An 18394-nucleotide genomic window follows, 5' to 3' on the forward strand; every position below is an offset into this window, starting at 1 on the left:
TATAGCATAAAAAGGCAGATCAAGAAAAACTTAATCTACCTTTTTACTCATCTATTTAATACAATCTATGCTTTAAAAAGATTTCCTGAGAATCCGTCTGTATTCTTAAGAAGTGCTTTAAAGACTTTTGATTTAAGCTCTACAGTTTTAGCTGTTCCTCCACCTGCTAGGTCAGCCTCAACCGCCTTATCAAATAAGACTTTTAGCTCAGCATAATTAGTAATTTGTTTACCATCAATTTCAATTGCAGTAAATCCTTTGTCAGCTTTTGCTTTCACTTCTTGATAATAAGCTTTTTTCCATTCTTCAAGAGTACTAAATCTGTTATTAGAAACTTTCTTGATAATGAAGTCATCACCTAACATCTTATTATTTTCTTTATTAGCTGCATCTTGATACTTACTAGAAGCATATCCAACAAATCCATTCTCATATCCGAAGTAACCCCACATACGGAATGTATTATGTTTAAATGATGCCGCACCAGGAGCACCTTGACTTGTATTACCGCCATAGATACCTGTCATCATATTCATATTGACATAAGCAGAGCTGAAGTCCGTTGGGTTATAAGTACCGTCACCAGGAGCGCCATGTTTCGTCATTAGGTTATTAGTAACTAAGTCATCAATTGTATTGATGGTGATTTTTTTCTCATCCTCTGTCAACTCACGAATTTTATCGAACTGATGACCTGAATTTCCACTACGGTATTGTCGATCCATTTTCTTGAACCAACGACTTGTATTTCCTTTTAACTGCGGTAATACAGCATCAGCTTCAAGATGGTCTAACATCATAAGAGCATCATTATAGTTCTTCATGTAGTGATCGATTTGTTCACGAGTTTGTAATTTATCAGGATCTGGATTATACCATTGATCTCCATCATTTTGACGATGATAAGCCATGTTAATACCTAATGCTCCATACTCACCATTATATGTTGATTTATCAGGTGTTTGTAACATACCTTGCGCATATGCTTCAAGATCTGTACCTGGACGATGTCTATGACCACCAAGATATGCCATACGGTCATTTACGTGTGTTGTTTCATGTGTAAATGCTGAAATACCAAAGTCCTCTAACATATTTGTTACCATGAAGAAAACTTGTTCATCTTCATATGGATTTGCATAGACTTTAGCCATAGCTCCCATATTCCAATTAATTTGATGCCATCTATCTGTTGGGCCAAATAACTCACGAATTGGTGTCGCTACCTTACCATCTGTACCATATCCACGACGATTAGCATCCTTAATACCTGCATAAGCTTGATTATCCCATACAGGTGTAGGAACCATATTTTGACTCTTAAGAAGTCTATCTCGAACATTCGGAAGTGCAAGACGTGACCAGAAGTCTAAGTATGTTTGTTGAGCTTTAGCTACATAATTAATACGTTCTTTGAACGCTTCACGTTCAGCTTCTGTATTTTTACCATATTTTTCAAATGAACTATAAGCCATAGTATTATAGGTTGAAATCATAAAGATATGTGCTTTCTTCAAGTTCAATAATGGTAAAATCATACGTGCATGCATATTATTATTCAGACCATCAAAGACACGATGACGTTTATTTTTGAAATCTGGATTTGTTGTTTCAGGTTCTACAACATAAACATTTTTCGCTGAGTGAATAAACCAATCATTAAGATCAGTGTCATTTGTGAAGAGACGCATATTATAATCTAAGAAACTACGTAAATCACCTTTACCAGTGTCTCCTGCAATAATTTCACGGTATGCATCTTGAGTTCTATCACCCTTTAAGTTCTTTTCTTGCGAGCCAATTCGAATCAATCTGTCAATAACACTTGGTGTCTTACCATAGAAGTCTGGTTTAAACATCATCATATTCTTAATGTTCAAGTCACCATATTCAATTCCATAATAACGATTGAGGTAAGTAAGTGCCATCATAATTTTAGCTTTATTATCTTCTACTTTCTTAAGAAGTGCTTTGATGGCTGCCTCATCACCATTTAACTGATGATCTTCATTTTCAACAAGAGCTTTTACTAATTTATCAAGATTTCCTTTTACTTCTGAGAAACTTTCTTCTAAATATAATGCTCCAACATTACCTGTTATCGCACGAACTTCAGGAGATTCAAGAGTAATTGTATCTAGTTTTGCTTTAATATCACTTAGTAATTGAGTACGGTCTTTAACCACCATATTTGGTGTGTAAACTACATCTCCTAAATCTGTAATACCATATTCTTTTACTTGTTCCACGTTTGATGTAGCCTTAGGTGACACAGCTTTTTCTTCTTTCGTACCATCAGCATAATGAATCATAATATGATCGACATCTGACAAGTCTGTTACAAATTGTCCATCTTTCATACCTGTAACTGATAATACTTCTTTGGTTAACAAGTTTGAACCTTCTGCAAGTTTATTACCTTGATTGATAATCCACTCTTTATTGTAGAACGGTTGAAGTTTTTCAATATTACGGTATGCAAGTTCACGTTCTGCATTGTAATCTTGAGTAGTTTTATACGTGTCTTCTTTATACGCTACATAATTCAGTTTATCAGTCAAATATGGTGTGATTTCATATTTATCAGCTGTGATATTGAACGAAGCAATACGTTTATCCGCTTCTACTTGATCGACACCCTTAATTTGTTTCGAACGGTTATAAGAAACGTTACCTGATGCAACATCATTCACATACACATTGTTCTTGAAGTAATCAAATCCGAAGTATGGGTCACCTGAGTCAACCGATCCTGAACCATACATCATTTCACCATTTGTCACTTTCATCATGCTGACGTTATTTTCAACCCAACCCCAATCATAGTTTTCATGAATTAAACCACCACTTTGATTGTTCGTTTGAAGCGTCATGGTACCTTTGACAACAGATTTTGTTAATCGACCTTTTTGTTTAACATCATTTGGATTTCCACCATGGTTGACTTTGGCAACAAGTCCACCAAATTTAGCATTGTTAGCTTTAATGTTCGCGTCAACATAAGAACTGTCTACATTACTTCTCCAGCTTTCACTTACAAGTCCACCAGACCACCAACCTTTGTTACCCACGCTTGTGATGTTACCGATAAAGGCTACATTACGCATATTGGATTCATCTAGTTTGTTGACCATGCCTGTAACGTCGTTATTACCAACCACATTACCCGTAACTTTAATATTCTCAATCGTTGAGTTCTTAAACATATCCCCAAGTGGAGCTGTTTTATCAGCCCACGGCATATTGATATTCACATTACCAAAGTTGATGTCATGAATATGAGCATTTTCAACACGGTTGAACAATGGTCGAGCTAGGTTGTGAATGGTATAACGTTTGTCACCTTCACTATACAACTTCCCTTTAAAAATGTTCGTCACGTATTGTTTATTCGGAGTCGGAACATTTGCAGCAGTTAAGTCCGTACCCAACTTGAACTCACCATTTGGAGTTTTTTGCATATCTTCAATTAATTCTTTGAAATTGTAGTATACATTACCTTCTTTTGCTTTTTGTTTTTCAAAGTAATGTACATACTCTTCGCTTAGTGTATCATCGTCTCTACGTTGAACTAAGTCTGGAGCTTTGGCTACAACTTTGTACAATGTTTTTCCATCAACAACAACTTCTTCAACTGAACTTACTGCAAGTCTTGTCACTTTGTTGTCATGAGTTGTTACACGTAAATACAATGGAGAAACGTCTGTCGGCTTTTCAGATAATAAGCTCTTATCTGTTTCATTTCCTTCAGCATCCACACTCATTAAGCTTGTTTCTTTAATATTTTTGATTTCAACTTTTTTAAGGTCTAATTGAATTTGTTTATCTTCTAATTTCTCAGTTTCTTCGCCTTCTCCACGATCATAAACCATTGTTGTGGATAGAGTGTAACCTTGATAATATTTCAATTTATCTAAAGTAGCGTTTAATTTATTTTCTTCTACCGTTACTTCTTTAACAAGTTGTCCATCTTTATCTTTTAACGCTAATTTAATTGATTTAATTTCTACTCCAGCTGGTTTATTCAATGTATAACTAGCTGCAGCGCTCTTCTTCAAGATATCTTTTTCAGTATTAGCCCACTGTAATGTTGGTTTTTCTAAACCTTTTGTACCATTCTTAATAATTTTATCTTGAGGTTGTAAGATAACTTTTTCTTCTACTGTTGGAGCTTCACTTGTTTTTTCTCCACGAATCGTTTTATAGGTTTCAGTAATTTGTTTCTTACCGTCTACACCTTCTTGAGCAACTTTAGTTGTTCCACGTTTTAAAGTGTCATCATCTTCTGTTTTTGTAGCAAAAGGAATGACTTCTTCTCTTGTCTCAACTTTTGTTCCTTCAATAGGTTTCGTACCTTTTTTAACGACTTTAGAAACAGCGGGAGTTTTTACTTCTGTCGTTGTAGAAAGGACTTTATCTGTTTCAACACCTTCTACTGTTTCATAAGTTGTTTTCGTAACTTGAACTCCTTTAGTACCTTGACGTTCAACTACCTCTTCACCCACATATTTTGTGTCGTCAGGAACTACTTCTGTTGTGAAATCTAATTCACTTTCAGTAGATTTCTCAACTGTACCAGTTGTTACTTTATATTCTGGTAAGTCTAGCACTGGAGACTTCATTTCATGTTCGGGTTCTTGTGTTCCTTTAGTTGAAACTGGTTCTTTATATTCAGGAAGTTCTGGCTGTACTAAAGCTTGGCCTTCCTTACCTTCTTCTTGAGTACCTTTCACTTCAACTGGAGCTTCTGGTAATTCGGGTTGCGTTAGGGCTTGGCCTTCTCTACCTTCTTCTTGGGTACCTTTAGACTCTACTGTAGCCTCTGGCAATTCGGATTGCGTTAAAGATTGACCTTCCTTACCTGCCTCTTGGGTTCCTTTAGCTACTTGATGACTTGGTTCAGCTTGTGGTACTGGAGTTGGGGCAGGTTGCACCTCTTTCTTAGTTCCGACTGCAATGACTTGCGACACAGGATTTTGAACCACTTGATCTTCGATGACTTCTCTAACTTCTTGACCATTGACCACCGAAACTTTGGTTACAATTCTACGCTGACCATTTACTCCGGCTGTGACGATACGAGTCTGTCCTTCTGCTAGATTCGTTTCTGGGCTTGTGACCGTTTCAAAAGGAATCTCCACCAAGCTCTCTTCCTGTCTTGTCTGAGGTTTCTCAGAAACTGGTTTTTCTTCAGTAGCGGGACCAACTGGAGTCTCCACTACAGGTTTTTCAACGACAGTTTCTGGAGTAACCGCAGCTCTTTCTTGAACGACTTCAGTTTTCTCATTTTCTTTTGAACTTTGCTTCTCTACTGGCAACTGAGGCTGTTCAGCTGAAACTGGGCTTGATGGATGAAGTTCTGCTTCCTTGAAGTAGCCAATGTATTCATAGCCATCAATGTGGATAATCCCTTCAGCCAAACCTTCATGTGTAGAGGCTGAAATAGTTTGGTTATAAGAAAGCAATTCTTTATTTTCAAATGCAAATGTCCCATAAGGTATAAAGGTGCTGGCTCCTAAAGAACCAATCAAGAGAACACCTAGGACTTCTCTACGACCTTTTTTAGACACCAAAAAGACTGCTAGAGAAGCAGTAGCCAAGCCAAGACCTGCTAAAGCAACTTCCTTACTTCCTGTGTAAGGAAGTTGTTGACTGTTAGTTGTCTTCTTACGATAAACTACATAAAGAATATCATCATCTTGAAATTCTGTTGGAACCTCATGGTGAATCAGGGCTTTCTCAGACTCGGTTAATTCCTGCTCCGCTAAATAACGGTAATGAACGCTATGAGCACCACCAACTTCATTGGCCTGAACCTTATCTACCGAAAGGGTACTGGCACCAAAAAGGAAGGCCCCGATAGCTACAGGACCTACCCCAACAGTTAGCTTACGAATCGAATATTTGGTAATTTTTTCTAGTTGTTGTTTTGTTTTTTTCATTCTCACGACTTTCTAATAGAATCTTGCGGATAGTGCGCACGCGCACCTCCAATTAATTTTGGACGACTAGCCAACGCCGTTACATGGGCATGCCCAATCTCTCTCAAAAGAGGGCGAATCGGAACCTGAACATGCTTGACATGCATGCCAATTGCAGTGTCTCCAATATCCAATCCAGCATGGGCCTTGATAAATTCAACCTCAACTGGATCCTGCATAAACTTGAAGGCTGCCAATTGACCCGAACCTCCTGCATGAAGAGTAGGAAGGACACTGACGATTTCCAGACCAAACTGCTCTGCAACCTGACGTTCAACAACGAGAGCCCGATTGACATGTTCACAACCTTGAACAGCTAGATGAATTCCTTTTTCCTCTAGGATATCTAGAATGGTCTTCACAATGATTTCCCCAATTTCTTGGCTGGATTCCTTGCCAATCTGACCACCTATCACCTCACTAGAAGAGAGGCCCAAAACAAAGATGGATCCTTGCTTCAAATTGGCCTTTTCCAATACATCTTCTACAATCTGGCTTGTCTCTCTTTGAATGTCTTTTTCCTTCATACTTGATACCTCTTTTATCACTATCTATCATATCGTTTTTTCTTGTTTTTAGCAAGATAGACAACCTGAAAATCTTACTCCAACCTGCATAAAACTCCCAGAATTGACTGGGAGTTAGTTAATTTCTATTCTATTTATGTATATTTCAACTGTCGTCCCTTTTGAGGGAATAGAATCGATCTTCATTTGGTAATCTTCTCCAAAATGAAGTTTGAGTCGTTGATCAACATTTTGAAGACCAACTCCCCCACGTTTGAGCTGACTCTGACTACTATCGCCAGCAACTTGGAAGCCAACGCCATCATCCTCAATGAGGATGACCAATACCGAATCCTGTTTCTGGACAGAAACTCTAATATGTCCTTGACCTTCCTTCTCCTTGATGCCATGGTAAAGAGCATTTTCTACCAAGGGCTGTAACACCAACTTGGGCAAGACTAGATGATCAAAGACAGGATTTTCAGCAATCTCGTATTCCAGCTTATCTCCATAGCGTTGTTTCTGGATAAAGAGATACTGGCGGACATGATTGATTTCGTCAGAGAGACAAATCAAGTCCTTGCCTTGATTGAGCGCCAAGCGGAAATAGGTTGCCAAGGACTTGGTCACCTGAACCACCCGCTGACTATCCTGAAACTCAGCCATCCAGATGATGGTGTCCAAGGTATTGTAGAGGAAATGGGGGTTAATCTGGCTCGACAAGGCTTGAAGTTCATACTGACGAGTCGTTTCTTCCTGCTTGCGCACATCTGCCATCAGCTGATCAATCTGATCCAACATGGCATTGAACTGGCGAGTCACTTCTCTCAGTTCATAGGCACCAGCCTCCTTAGCACGCAGATTTTGAGTACCAGAAGCAATTTCCAGCATGGTTTCTCTCAAATTCTTCAAAGGAGCAATCCAGCGTTTAAGACTAAGCCAAACCAAGCAGAGACAGGCAAGAAGAGAGGTCACACTGGCCCCAAGCAAGGTCCACAATAACTGACTCCGAACTTGAGATAATTTTTCCAACGAAGAAACTCCAAGCACCGTCCAATCAGTTCCAGCAATCTGTTCCTGACTGACGTAGGATTTGTGGTCAGGAGTATAGCCCTGACCTGTCTCAATATAGGGTTTCATAGCCTCCATTTCGCTAGATGAACTATAAACTGTGTGTTGAGGATGGTAGACAAATTCATGGTTTTCATTGATGATAAAGGCAAAACCCTGCTGACCCAACTGAAGTTGGTTAAGATAGGCTTCCAGAGTTTCGTAGGAAATATCCAAACGAAGCACACCCAGATTGGCTCCCTTTGCATCAACAAGTTCTTGAGTGACAGAAATGACCCACTGAGTATCTGATTTACGAGCTGGTGTTAAAACTTGCTTAGCCCCCTGATGAATAGCCTTTTGGTACCAATCCTCAGCCATCATATCAGAAGAAGTTTTCATCTGCACACTGTCATCTGTAGAAATGACCTGACCTGATTTGGTCACCAGCACAACAGTTTTCAAGTCCTGGTCTGCCTTTAAGATAGTCAAAAATAAATCTCGAATTCCCTTGACCTTGTCTTGACTGGGATTATCAGCATAGGCTAGGACTTCCGTCTGCTGGGTCAAACTCGTAGAGGTGGTTTCTAATTTTTTGATATAAGACTGGATAAAGTGGCTAGTTTGGCTAATTGTCGTTTGGCTATTGCCCTCAATGCTAGCCTCAATGGCTGAGGAACTAGATTGATAATAGAAAGTCCCAACCAGAGCCAGGAGGATGAGAAAGACCAGAAAGATGGAAATAACCATTCTGACTAGGAGAGAAGAACGTTTCATCGACCTTCTCCCTTCTTAAACTGACGAGGTGTCACACCTGCAATCTGTTTAAAGCGTTGGGTAAAATAGTTCATATCTTCAAAACCAACCTTTTCGGCTATCTCATAAATCTTTAAATCTGTAGTCAAGAGTAAGAGTTTGGCTTGTTTGACACGCTCTCGTACCAGATAATCCTGAAAAGGCAAGCCCAACTCTTTCTTAATCAAGGAGCTCAGATAAGTCGGACTAAAGCCCAAGTCACTGGCCAAAGACTTCAAACTAAACTGGCTATCAGCCAGATGGGACTGGATTTTCTGGGCCATGTTTCCTTCAAACTTATCGGTCAATAAATCTTGTAACTGCTCTTCTTTCTCTTCCTTATCCAGCTTTTGCTTGATTTTACCCAGCATTTCCTCAATATCCTGACGAGAAAAGGGTTTGAGTAGGTAGTCATCCACACCGAGTTTGACAGCAGACAAGGCATAATCAAAATCATCGTAGCCCGTCAAAAAAACTAGATGCACCTGAGGAAAGGTTTCTCGGACCAGACTGGCCAACTGGATGCCATTTAGCTGAGGCATATTGATATCGGTTAAAATAATATCTGGCACCTGCTTTTGAATCAATTCCCAAGCCTGCCTTCCATTTTCAGCCTGACCGATGATTTCCATATCGTAGGCTGCTACATTGACCAGTTTAGTCAAGCCTTGTCTTACTAGATATTCATCCTCTACGATTAAGATTGTGTAGGTCATGCTTCTCTCCTTGGTCACTTACTAGTATCAGTATAGCAAAATTCTCCTCTAACTGCTTAGGAAAGACTTCTTAATCAACATAATCTAGTAAATAAGCATAGCCTTTTTCTTCCATTTGATCTTTGGGAATAAAGCGGATAGAGAGACTATTGATACAGTAGCGCAAGCCACCCTTGTCCTGTGGGCCGTCCGTAAAGACATGGCCAAGGTGAGAATCTCCAACTCGGCTCCGCACTTCCATGCGTGTCATATTGTAGGACTTATCTTCCTTGTAGGTAGCAACATCGGGGCTGATGGGTTGGGTGAAACTAGGCCAGCCACAACCAGACTCAAACTTGTCCTTTGATGAAAAGAGGGGTTCGCCAGTTGCCACATCCACATAGATACCGGATTCAAATTTATCCCAGTAGCGGTTTGAAAAAGCCCGTTCTGTTTGATTTTTCTGGGTAACTGCATACTCCTCAGATGACAAGGTCTTTTTCAATTCCTCATCACTTGGTTTTGGATATTTGCTAGCATCAATGACGGGATAGGCCGCCTGATTGACATTGATATGGCAGTAGCCATTTGGATTTTTCTTGAGATAGTCTTGGTGGTAATCCTCAGCCACTACAAAATTTTTCAAGGGTTCCTTTTCAACTGCTAGAGGTTGGTCGTATCTCTTAGCCACCTCATCAAAGACTTGGTTAATCACCTCTAAATCCTTGTCATCTGTGTAATAAACACCAGTACGGTACTGGGTTCCCACATCATTTCCTTGTTTATTTTTGCTAGTTGGATTGATAATGCGGAAGTAATGAAGTAGGATTTCCTTGAGGGAAATTTGTTTGGCATCATAGGTGACATGGACAGTCTCCGCATGCCCTGTTTGATTAATCAATTCGTACTTGGTTGTTTCCCCTCTACCATTTGCATAGCCTGATACGGCATCTGTCACTCCAGGCACTCGTGAGAAGTATTCCTCCACTCCCCAGAAACATCCTCCAGCTAGATAAATTTCATGCAAATCTGCATCTTTACTCACTTCTGTTTTTTTCACTGTTTTTCCTCCTTGGCTAACTGATGCTTTCTCAATTTGCGAGCTATCTGTCTGCCCTGCATTTCGCATCAATAGAAAATAGAAACCGCTTATGGCTAGGAAAAAAATCCCTGCCAAGACAAACAATTTTACTTTATCATTCATGACCTTTCTCTACCCCATTTCTTTCAATGTCTTTAAAATCATATCCTTATCCATAAAACCTGGTTGCGTTTTGACCAGTTTTCCTTCCTTGTCTATAAAAGCTTGAGTTGGGTAAGAACGGACACCATAACTTTCCAAAAGTTTGCCTGACGGGTCAATTAGAACTGGGAAATTTTTATAATCCAAGCCCTTGTACCAGTTCTTGAAGTCAGCTTCTGCTTGTTCCCCCTTGTGTCCAGGAGACACCACTGTCAAGACCACATAATCATCACCAGCATTTTTAGCAATTTCATCCGTATCTGGAAGACTGGCTAGACAGATGGAACACCAAGAAGCCCAGAATTTGAGATAGACTTTCTTGCCCTTGTAATCAGACAAGCGGTAGGTCTTGCCATCTACTCCTGTCAGTTCAAAATCAGCAACCGCCTGACCCTTGGTGGCAGTTTGCGAACTGACTTGTTCTGTTTTTGTTTGCTCCTTCATAGTAGATTCGTCTGACATATTTTTAGCCGAACAGGCTGCCAAACAACAGATTGAGCCTACTCCAAGGAGACATGTTTGCCATTTTTTCATTTCTTTTTCCTCTCTATTCAAATAATGTAGTCAAAATGGAAGCATTTCCCAAAAGCACCAAGATTCCCATCACGATAATGAGGAAACCACCCACTTTTTTGAAGGTTCCGAGATAAGGATGGAGCTTTCGGAAATGTTTCAAAACATAGCTGGAGGCTAGAGCTAAAACCAAAAATGGTAGCGCCAAACCCAGCGTGTAAATCAACATGAGAGCAGCTCCCTGCCAAGCACCTGAACCACCTGAAGCCGCCAAGGCTAAAACAGAGCCCAGAACCGGTCCTACACATGGCGTCCAAGCAAAACTGAAGGTCAACCCCAGTAAAAATGCCTGACTATAGCCCTTACCCTTTTGCCCCTGTCTCTGTAGTTGTAGCCTTCTTTCCTTGTAGAGTCCCTTCAAATGTAAGACTTCCATCTGGTGCAAGCCCAAGAGAATGATAACCACACCCGTCACATACTGAAACCAAGAGGCATACAAAAGGTCTCCTAAAAAACCAGCACCATAGCCTAGTAAGATAAAAACAAAGGAAATCCCTGCTATAAAGGCCAAAGTTCGCAATAGACTAACAAGTGAGATTGAAAATTTTCCGCTAGAAGCCTGAGCACCATCTTTGTCATCAAGTAAAACCCCCGCATAGACTGGTAACAAGGGTAAAATACAAGGAGAAAAGAAGGAAAGAATTCCAGCAAGAAAAACACTGATAAAAAAGATAATCGTATCCATTGCCTTCCTCCATTCTTTGATTTGATAGGACTATTATAGTCCCGAAACTCCAGAAAAAACAGGGACAATGATAGGGAAAAATAGGAATTTAATCAGATTATGTAAAAAATGTTGCAAAAAAAGCCAGACACAGTCTGACTTGGATGGAAACTGAAAAGAAAATTCACTAGTCTTCCCTACTTATCTGATAATAAACAAGGTCCGCAAGATAGCCTTTTCTCTCTACACCATTGGTAATAGTCTTTAGATAGGACATTCCAGCCTTCTCCATGACACGACCTGAAGCTGGATTGAGACTAGCATATCGTGCTCTAACATTTTGAAAACCTGCTTGAGTAAAACAAAAGTCCAAGACAGCTTTCAAGGCCTCTGTCATCATACCATGACCCCAGTAAGCCTTGCCTAGCACATAGCCAATTTCACAAGAAAAATCGTTCTCATCTATTGCAACGATGCTGATATCTCCTATCACCTGCTCCGGGTTTTCTTTGAGACAAATGGCCCATTTGTAATAGTTGGGATTAGCATAGGAAACAACCCAATTACGAATCGAGTTTCGAGTCACCTCGACATCAGAATGAGGATCCCAGGTGACATAGGTCAGATTCTCAGCGGATGAAGCCCAATTCTGAAACATGGCTTCTGCATCACTTTCCACAAATCTTCGTAAGATTAAACGATCTGTCTGTAATATTTGCGTACCGATTGCTTTCATGACGCTACCTCGCTTTCTGATAGATGATTCTCTGCCCAACCTCAATTTAAATTTACTTTGCTTTTTAATTTCAAGGTAATAAGCTAAAAAGGTCTCTCGGGCCTTCCTCGCTTACCTGTTTCCATGCTCGGGCTAAAAAGGTCCACTGGAGGTTATTCTTGCTTCCCAGTTTCTAGGCAAGAAGCTAAAAAGGTCCCCCGGACCTTCTTCGCTTTCTTATTTCTAGGCTCAGGGTAAAAACCTCCACTGGAGGTTATTCCTGCTCTCGAGTTTCAGGGCAAGAAGCTAAAAAGGTCCCCCGGACCTTTTTACTCCCAAAAGTCATCAAATACGGTGATTGGTAGGTGGCGTTTATGTTGGCCTTTGTGCCACCAATTTTCAATAGTCGCTTGGGCTTCTGGGCTGATTGTTTTGCCTTCTAGGTAGTCATCAATCTCTTCATAAGTGACTCCAAGAGCGACTTCGTCAGCTAGGCCTGGTTTGTCTTCTTCTAGGTCTGCTGTTGGAATTTTTTCATAAAGGGCTGGGTCTGCACCAAGTTCCTGCAAGAGTTGTTTTCCTTGGCGCTTATTGAGGCGGTAAAGAGGGAGAATATCCGCACCACCGTCACCAAACTTGGTAAAGAAACCTGTGATATTTTCCGCAGCATGGTCTGTCCCAATAACCGCTCCACTATGGGCACCTGCAAGGGCATATTGGGCAATCATACGGCAACGAGCCTTGATATTCCCCTTGTTGAAGTCTGAAACAGGGCTTCCTGTCGCTTCAACTGCAGCTGTCATGGCGTCAGCTGATTCCTTAATATTAACCACCAAGCTGACATCTGGCTGGATAAAGGCTAGGGCTTTTTGAGCATCTGCTTCATCAGCTTGTACTCCGTATGGCAGGCGGACAGCGATAAATTTGTAGTTGTCATCTCCTGTTTCTGCTCGCAGTTCTTCCATAGCTAATTGGGCCAAGCGTCCTGCCAAGGTTGAGTCTTGTCCTCCAGAAATCCCTAGTACAAAGGTTTTTAGGAAAGGATGTTTTTTCAAATATCTTTTTAAGAAATCAATGGAACGACGGATTTCTTCTTGGGCATCAATCACTGGTTTGACGCCCAGTTCTTGGATAATCGTTTCTTGCAAACTCATTCTTCTTCTCCTTCACCAAGGGCTTCCTTGCGCATCTTGTCAATCAAGTCCATCTTGTCTTGCCATACATCACGCGCCAAATCCACTGGATAATGCTGAGGATTGAGCACGCGCTTGTACTCATCCCAAAGCTTGTCGAATTCCTTACGAGCATAATCCTGAATCTCAGTCAAGCTAGGCAGGTTGTAAATCAATTTTCCGTCTTTGAAGATATCCACTAAGAGAGGAACGGCATCAAAATTACGAACGGTCTTCTTGATGTAAGTATAGGTCGGATGGAACATCTTGATTTCTGTCATGCTGGTAACATCTACGCCATCATAAGTGATATAGTCTCCTTCTGACTTGCCTTTTTCACGACTGGTAATGCGCCACACCTGCTTCTTACCTGGCGTAGACACTTTTTCAGCATTATTTGACAGCTTAATCGTATTGCGCATGTTCCCATTTTCATCTTCAATTGCAACAATCTTATAAACTGCCCCAAGAGCTGGCTGATCATAGGCTGTAATCAGCTTGGTTCCCACACCCCAGATATCAATCTTGGCCTTTTGCATCTTGAGGTTGAGGATAGTATTTTCGTCCAAATCATTAGAAGCATAAATCTTAGCCTCTGTAAATCCAGCCTCGTCCAGTTGCTGACGGACTTTCTTGGAAATGTAGGCGATATCCCCAGAGTCAATCCGAACACCCATAAAGTTAATCTGGTCACCCAGCTCACGCGCCACCTGAATGGCCGCCGGTACACCGATACGAAGAGTGTCATAGGTATCCACAAGAAAGACACAATTTTTGTGGGTCGCAGCATAAGCCTTGAAAGCTTCATAGTCGTTACCATAAACCTGTACCAAGGCATGGGCATGGGTCCCCAAAACAGGAATATTAAAGAGTTTACCAGCACGCACGTTGCTGGTTCCATTGGCTCCACCAATCACCGCCGCGCGTGTTCCCCAGATGGCCGCATCCATTTCTTGAGCTCGACGTGTCCCAAACTCCATTAAAGGTTCATCTTCAATGACTGAACGAATACGAGCTGCCTTAGTCGCCACCAAGGTCTGGTAGTTGACGATGTTCAAAAGAGCCGTTTCGACCAATTGACATTGGGCTAGAGGACCTTCCACCTGCACAATAGGCTCATTAGCAAATACCAAATCCCCTTCTTGGGCAGAACGAACGGTCAACTCCAACTTGAAATTGCGGAGGTAGTCCAAGAATGCCCCATGATAACCTAGCGACTCCAAATAGGCAATATCACTATCTGAAAAACGCAAGTCTTCAAGATAGCTCACAATTCTTTCCAAACCTGCAAAAACTGCATAGCCGTTCTTAAAAGGCTGTTGGCGGAAATAAACCTCAAAGACCGCCTTTTTATTGTGAATTCCTTGGTCAAAGTAAACCTGCATCATGTTAATCTGGTACAAGTCCGTGTGCAATGTCAAACTATCATCTGGATACATACTTTTCCTACTTTCTTAGCTAGAAACCCATGAAAATTTTCAAGAACTTTCATGTATTCCAATAAATTAGTACTATTATATCACATTTTAGCTGGATTGAGAAAAGAGTAACAAGCTATTCACCACTCTCCAGTTCATCCATTTCTTGTTCAAACTTTTTCTGAGCCCATTCACCATAGCTCTTCAGACCAAGATTGCCAATAAAGACCCAGGGAAGGTAAATGACATAAGTAATTGCCCAAGCAGATAGATATTTAACGTTCAAAGGATTATGCTGATAAATCTCAATATTGAACTGGTAGTTCTGGAACATCAAGATGGCTGTAATTGCAAGAGTCACTAGTAAGCATCCCAAAATCGTAAAATGAAATCGGCTATAATAGGTCACTCCGAGATTTCGAGCACGGTTAAAAAAGTAAAATGTCCCTATGATGATAACGATGAGCAGCATATTAGAATTAAAAAGACTTGGTGCTAATACTGCAATCATATAAGATAAAAGCAAGAAAGCTATAGAGATATTGAAACTTTCAGCCCCCGCTTTATTGATCAGTTGTTCTTCTCTTTCGTCTAGTAATTGATAATAAAAAAATCTATTTTTCATCTTCTTCCTCCCAAACTTGCTGATTTCTGCGATTCAAGTATAGGATAACTCTATCCATAGAATAACTCCCAACGAGATAGATGATAACTGCTAGAACCACTTTTAGGGAGTACTTCCAAGTCAATAGACTGACCAGTTCCTCGCGATTGCCTATGATATCAATCAATAAAATCACTATAGAAAATCCCAAAGCAGATAAAATTCTTTCTTTTCCAGTATTCTCAACAATATCTCGAATATCAATTCCTACATACATGCGGCGAATAATGGCATACAAACCTACTCCAATCAATAAAAGTAATTCTGGTGAATAGGATAGAAGCGTTAAATTAAAAATATAAACTTTGGCAAAAATTTCCAGTGCCAAAAATAGGCACATTCCCAAAAGAATTTCTCCTGAAATCTTTCCATCCAATTTTTCTGTACGTTCATCTTTGATCACAAGTTTTTTTCTATTTTTCATCTTCTTCCTCCCAAAATAGTTGGTCTAATGTTTTTCCTAAGCATCTGCAAATGGACTGGCAGAGGGAGAGACTAGGATTGTATTTCCCAGCTTCAATCAAGCCTATAGTCTGCCTAGTAACGCCCACAGCTTCTGCCAAATCCCCTTGTGTTAAATCACGCTCCACCCGAGCTAATTTTAATTTTAAATTTTTAGCCACTAGCGTCCTCCTTCACATTCTTAAAAAGTTGCGCTTCTTTTAAAAACATTATACCATATATCTAACTTAATGCAATATATATGTGTCATTTTGTAAGATTTTATTAACAAAAAAACTCTCTACTACAAAAAATAGAGAGCGTTGCCTTTAAATATAGGATTTCAAAATATCAACGACATCACTTCTTTTCTTAACCTGATAAGACTTGATTCCCAATTTCTCAGATGCAATTGTATTGTCCTAAATATCACCTAGAAAGACACAACTTGTAGGATTTAACTGGTATTTATCGAGAATCTACTTCATACTTATGTCAAGCCCCCCCTCTTTGATTTATGCTTTCATATTCTCCTTACAAATCCTTTTGGTAATAATATCTTTGCCCAATGTAGGGATAGTCTTGTAACCTAAAGACTTCCTTGTAGTCATGCCTTTTATAAAAATCAGGAGCTTGAAACTGGTAAGTATTGACAAAAGCAAAACGACAGTTTCGATTCTTAGCTTCAGTTTCTGCTTGCTGCAATAGTTTTGAACCGATTCCTTGCCCTCTCAGTTCCTCTTTTACAAATAAATACTCGATTTCTAGCCAATTTCCAAAAGTCTCTGCTATCAAACCTGCCAGGAGATTGCCCTTTTCATCTTCGACATAAAGATTAAGTGGCTCACTTTCAGCCTCTTCTCTTTTGGAGCGATTATAAGCACGAATCAGATTCCCTATTTCTTGCGCTTTCTGAGACTCCTTGTTTTCCAATCTAAAGTACATCTAAACCTCCTCGAAACGATTACAGCTTGATTATAGTCCTATTTCAATAGACTGTCAAACTAGAAAACTCACCAACCTGAGTTGATGAGTCCTTAATCTATTTTCTAAATTTCCACTGGCTGTAAATCCCAAAACCGATAATCCAGATAGCTGATCCAATTGCTCCTACAAATGTAGACTCTTGTAGAAAGAGGGTTACAAAGACAAAGGCAAAGAAGAGCATGGTTAAAGGATTTAGGAAACGATAATGGGGCATAAGATAGCCATCTGCCATAAAGTCTGGTGACTTGCGGTATTTAAGGTGAGCCACCATAATCAAGATATAAATGGCGATATAGACACCTGATGATGATGCCGTAATCAAGGCAAAGGCATCCGAAACTCCTGGCAAGACGTTGATAAATGCTGCTAGGGCAATCAAAACCGCTGAAGCAATGATGGCATTTTGTGGCACGTTATGACGAGAAAGCGTATCTGCCTTAATAGCCTTTAAGAATGGATTTGGCGAATCATGGGCAATCTGGTACAAATGGCGACCTGTTGAATAGAGTGTTGAGTTAAGAGCAGATGCTGCTGACGTCAAGACGACAAAGTTAATCAAGGCCGCTGCCCACTTGATACCTGCCAATTCAAATACTGTAACAAAAGGTGAATCAGCCGAAGCCAGTTCACGCCACGGAATAATGGACATAATGGCCAAGAGAGCTCCACCATAGAAAAAGACGATACGCAAAGGAATTTCCTTAACGGCTTTTGGCAAGACCTGACGTGGATTTTTAGTTTCAGAAGTTGTTACCCCGATAAACTCAATCATGAGGTAGGCAAAGAAAACCATCTGGAAGGCCATGACAAAGTTCACTCCACCATTAGGGAAGAGGGAGAAACTGTCGGTGATATTGGCCAAACTTGCTACTCCATGAGGTGTCTTAAAGCCAGTCAAGACCATAAAGACTCCTGTGGCAATCATGGCTAAAATAGCCACAATCTTAACCATAGCAAACCAAAACTCAACTTCCCCAAAGAGCTTCACCGCGATCAGATTGACCAAGGCTAGAATGGTCAAAAATCCAATCTCAATCATCCAACTTGGCCAGCTAGGGAACCAGAACTGAACATAGTGAGAGATAGCAGTTATTTCTGCCATACCGATAAAGACAACGGATAGCCAATAAGACCAAACCGAGAAATAACCCCAGCCCTTACCCAAATGACGCGTGATAAAGTTGATAAAGGTATGTTGCTCAGGGTCTTGGTAGAGCATTTCCCCAACCGCACGCATCATGAGGAACATAAAGGCTCCAGTAATCATATAAATCAGTACAATGGAAGGACCTGTTAAGCTGATAGAGCGACCTGCTCCCAAAAAGAGTCCTGTTCCAATTGTTCCCGCAATGGCCATAACCTGCACGTGACGATTGGTCAGACCACGCTCCATCTTATTTTTTTTCTTCTTTGAACTCATATCGTCTCCAATTCAATTAAAAATGGAAAAAGGAGTGAGTGAAGCGCACAGCCTCCCCACTCCTTTTTTT

General features: G+C 40.4%; 15 protein-coding genes. All 15 read right to left on the reverse strand.

Annotation, left to right across the window (positions count from 1 at the left end):
• Nucleotides 1-65: 65 nt before the first annotated feature.
• Nucleotides 66-5942 (reverse strand): ZmpA/ZmpB/ZmpC family metallo-endopeptidase, encoded by a 5877-nt coding sequence (locus ADI58_RS03345; RefSeq protein ID WP_049521451.1) that lies wholly within the window; start codon nucleotides 5940-5942, stop codon nucleotides 66-68.
• Between the two features lie 2 nt (nucleotides 5943-5944).
• A complete protein-coding gene (locus tag ADI58_RS03350; RefSeq protein ID WP_049521452.1) occupies nucleotides 5945-6508 on the reverse strand; it encodes a TIGR01440 family protein in 564 nt (187 codons plus the stop codon).
• 114 nt (nucleotides 6509-6622) lie between these two features.
• Complete coding sequence (locus ADI58_RS03355; RefSeq protein WP_049521453.1) at nucleotides 6623-8314, reverse strand: cache domain-containing sensor histidine kinase; 1692 nt, start codon at nucleotides 8312-8314, stop codon at nucleotides 6623-6625.
• Complete coding sequence (locus ADI58_RS03360) at nucleotides 8311-9048, reverse strand: response regulator transcription factor (RefSeq protein ID WP_049521454.1); 738 nt, start codon at nucleotides 9046-9048, stop codon at nucleotides 8311-8313. Before ADI58_RS03360 ends, ADI58_RS03355 begins: the two co-directional genes overlap by 4 nt.
• 70 nt (nucleotides 9049-9118) lie before the next feature.
• A complete protein-coding gene (msrB, locus tag ADI58_RS03365) occupies nucleotides 9119-10231 on the reverse strand; it encodes a peptide-methionine (R)-S-oxide reductase MsrB (protein WP_049521455.1) in 1113 nt (370 codons plus the stop codon).
• Between the two features lie 9 nt (nucleotides 10232-10240).
• Nucleotides 10241-10804: a redoxin family protein gene (locus tag ADI58_RS03370; RefSeq protein ID WP_049521456.1), complete on the reverse strand. Its 564-nt coding sequence runs from the start codon at nucleotides 10802-10804 to the stop codon at nucleotides 10241-10243.
• A gap of 13 nt (nucleotides 10805-10817) precedes the next feature.
• Nucleotides 10818-11528 carry a thiol-disulfide oxidoreductase-associated membrane protein CcdA2 gene (ccdA2, locus tag ADI58_RS03375; RefSeq protein WP_049521457.1) on the reverse strand — a complete coding sequence of 237 codons (711 nt, stop codon included), beginning with the start codon at nucleotides 11526-11528 and terminating at the stop codon, nucleotides 10818-10820.
• A gap of 166 nt (nucleotides 11529-11694) precedes the next feature.
• Nucleotides 11695-12243, reverse strand: a complete 549-nt coding sequence (locus ADI58_RS03380) for a GNAT family N-acetyltransferase (RefSeq protein ID WP_049521458.1) — start codon at nucleotides 12241-12243, stop codon at nucleotides 11695-11697.
• A gap of 308 nt (nucleotides 12244-12551) precedes the next feature.
• Entirely contained in the window at nucleotides 12552-13376 is an 825-nt protein-coding gene (gene nadE, locus ADI58_RS03385; protein WP_049521459.1) for an ammonia-dependent NAD(+) synthetase, read from the reverse strand.
• A complete protein-coding gene (locus ADI58_RS03390; protein ID WP_049521460.1) occupies nucleotides 13373-14833 on the reverse strand; it encodes a nicotinate phosphoribosyltransferase in 1461 nt (486 codons plus the stop codon). Before ADI58_RS03390 ends, nadE begins: the two co-directional genes overlap by 4 nt.
• A 115-nt stretch (nucleotides 14834-14948) precedes the next feature.
• On the reverse strand, nucleotides 14949-15437 hold the full coding sequence (locus tag ADI58_RS03395) for a DUF6773 family protein (RefSeq protein ID WP_049521461.1): 489 nt from the start codon (nucleotides 15435-15437) through the stop codon (nucleotides 14949-14951).
• Nucleotides 15427-15900 (reverse strand): DUF6773 family protein, encoded by a 474-nt coding sequence (locus tag ADI58_RS03400; RefSeq protein ID WP_049521462.1) that lies wholly within the window; start codon nucleotides 15898-15900, stop codon nucleotides 15427-15429. The genes ADI58_RS03395 and ADI58_RS03400 overlap by 11 nt, the downstream gene beginning before the upstream one ends.
• Nucleotides 15890-16099, reverse strand: a complete 210-nt coding sequence (locus ADI58_RS03405; protein WP_001107502.1) for a helix-turn-helix transcriptional regulator — start codon at nucleotides 16097-16099, stop codon at nucleotides 15890-15892. Before ADI58_RS03405 ends, ADI58_RS03400 begins: the two co-directional genes overlap by 11 nt.
• Nucleotides 16100-16451: 352 nt before the next feature.
• Entirely contained in the window at nucleotides 16452-16862 is a 411-nt protein-coding gene (locus ADI58_RS03410; RefSeq protein ID WP_080982449.1) for a GNAT family N-acetyltransferase, read from the reverse strand.
• Between the two features lie 97 nt (nucleotides 16863-16959).
• The gene (locus ADI58_RS03415; protein WP_049521463.1) at nucleotides 16960-18324 is read right to left on the reverse strand and encodes an amino acid permease; all 1365 of its coding nucleotides are present in this window, start codon (nucleotides 18322-18324) and stop codon (nucleotides 16960-16962) included.
• Between the last annotated feature and the right edge of the window lie 70 nt (nucleotides 18325-18394).

The organism is Streptococcus mitis (assembly GCF_001074635.1).
Taxonomy (GTDB): Bacteria; Bacillota; Bacilli; order Lactobacillales; family Streptococcaceae; genus Streptococcus; species Streptococcus mitis_E.

Bases quoted from the DNA above. Each gene is read 5' to 3' on its own strand.
- ADI58_RS03370 (WP_049521456.1), bottom strand. From the start codon at position 10,804: ATGAAAAAATGGCAAACATGTCTCCTTGGAGTAGGCTCAATCTGTTGT.
- ADI58_RS03360 (WP_049521454.1), bottom strand. From the start codon at position 9,048: ATGACCTACACAATCTTAATCGTAGAGGATGAATATCTAGTAAGACAA.
- ADI58_RS03415 (WP_049521463.1), bottom strand. From the start codon at position 18,324: ATGAGTTCAAAGAAGAAAAAAAATAAGATGGAGCGTGGTCTGACCAAT.
- nadE (WP_049521459.1), bottom strand. From the start codon at position 13,376: ATGAGTTTGCAAGAAACGATTATCCAAGAACTGGGCGTCAAACCAGTG.
- ADI58_RS03390 (WP_049521460.1), bottom strand. From the start codon at position 14,833: ATGTATCCAGATGATAGTTTGACATTGCACACGGACTTGTACCAGATT.
- ADI58_RS03345 (WP_049521451.1), bottom strand. From the start codon at position 5,942: ATGAAAAAAACAAAACAACAACTAGAAAAAATTACCAAATATTCGATT.
- ADI58_RS03350 (WP_049521452.1), bottom strand. From the start codon at position 6,508: ATGAAGGAAAAAGACATTCAAAGAGAGACAAGCCAGATTGTAGAAGAT.
- msrB (WP_049521455.1), bottom strand. From the start codon at position 10,231: ATGAATGATAAAGTAAAATTGTTTGTCTTGGCAGGGATTTTTTTCCTA.
- ADI58_RS03395 (WP_049521461.1), bottom strand. From the start codon at position 15,437: ATGAAAAATAGATTTTTTTATTATCAATTACTAGACGAAAGAGAAGAA.
- ADI58_RS03355 (WP_049521453.1), bottom strand. From the start codon at position 8,314: ATGAAACGTTCTTCTCTCCTAGTCAGAATGGTTATTTCCATCTTTCTG.
- ADI58_RS03400 (WP_049521462.1), bottom strand. From the start codon at position 15,900: ATGAAAAATAGAAAAAAACTTGTGATCAAAGATGAACGTACAGAAAAA.
- ADI58_RS03380 (WP_049521458.1), bottom strand. From the start codon at position 12,243: ATGAAAGCAATCGGTACGCAAATATTACAGACAGATCGTTTAATCTTA.
- ccdA2 (WP_049521457.1), bottom strand. From the start codon at position 11,528: ATGGATACGATTATCTTTTTTATCAGTGTTTTTCTTGCTGGAATTCTT.
- ADI58_RS03410 (WP_080982449.1), bottom strand. From the start codon at position 16,862: ATGTACTTTAGATTGGAAAACAAGGAGTCTCAGAAAGCGCAAGAAATA.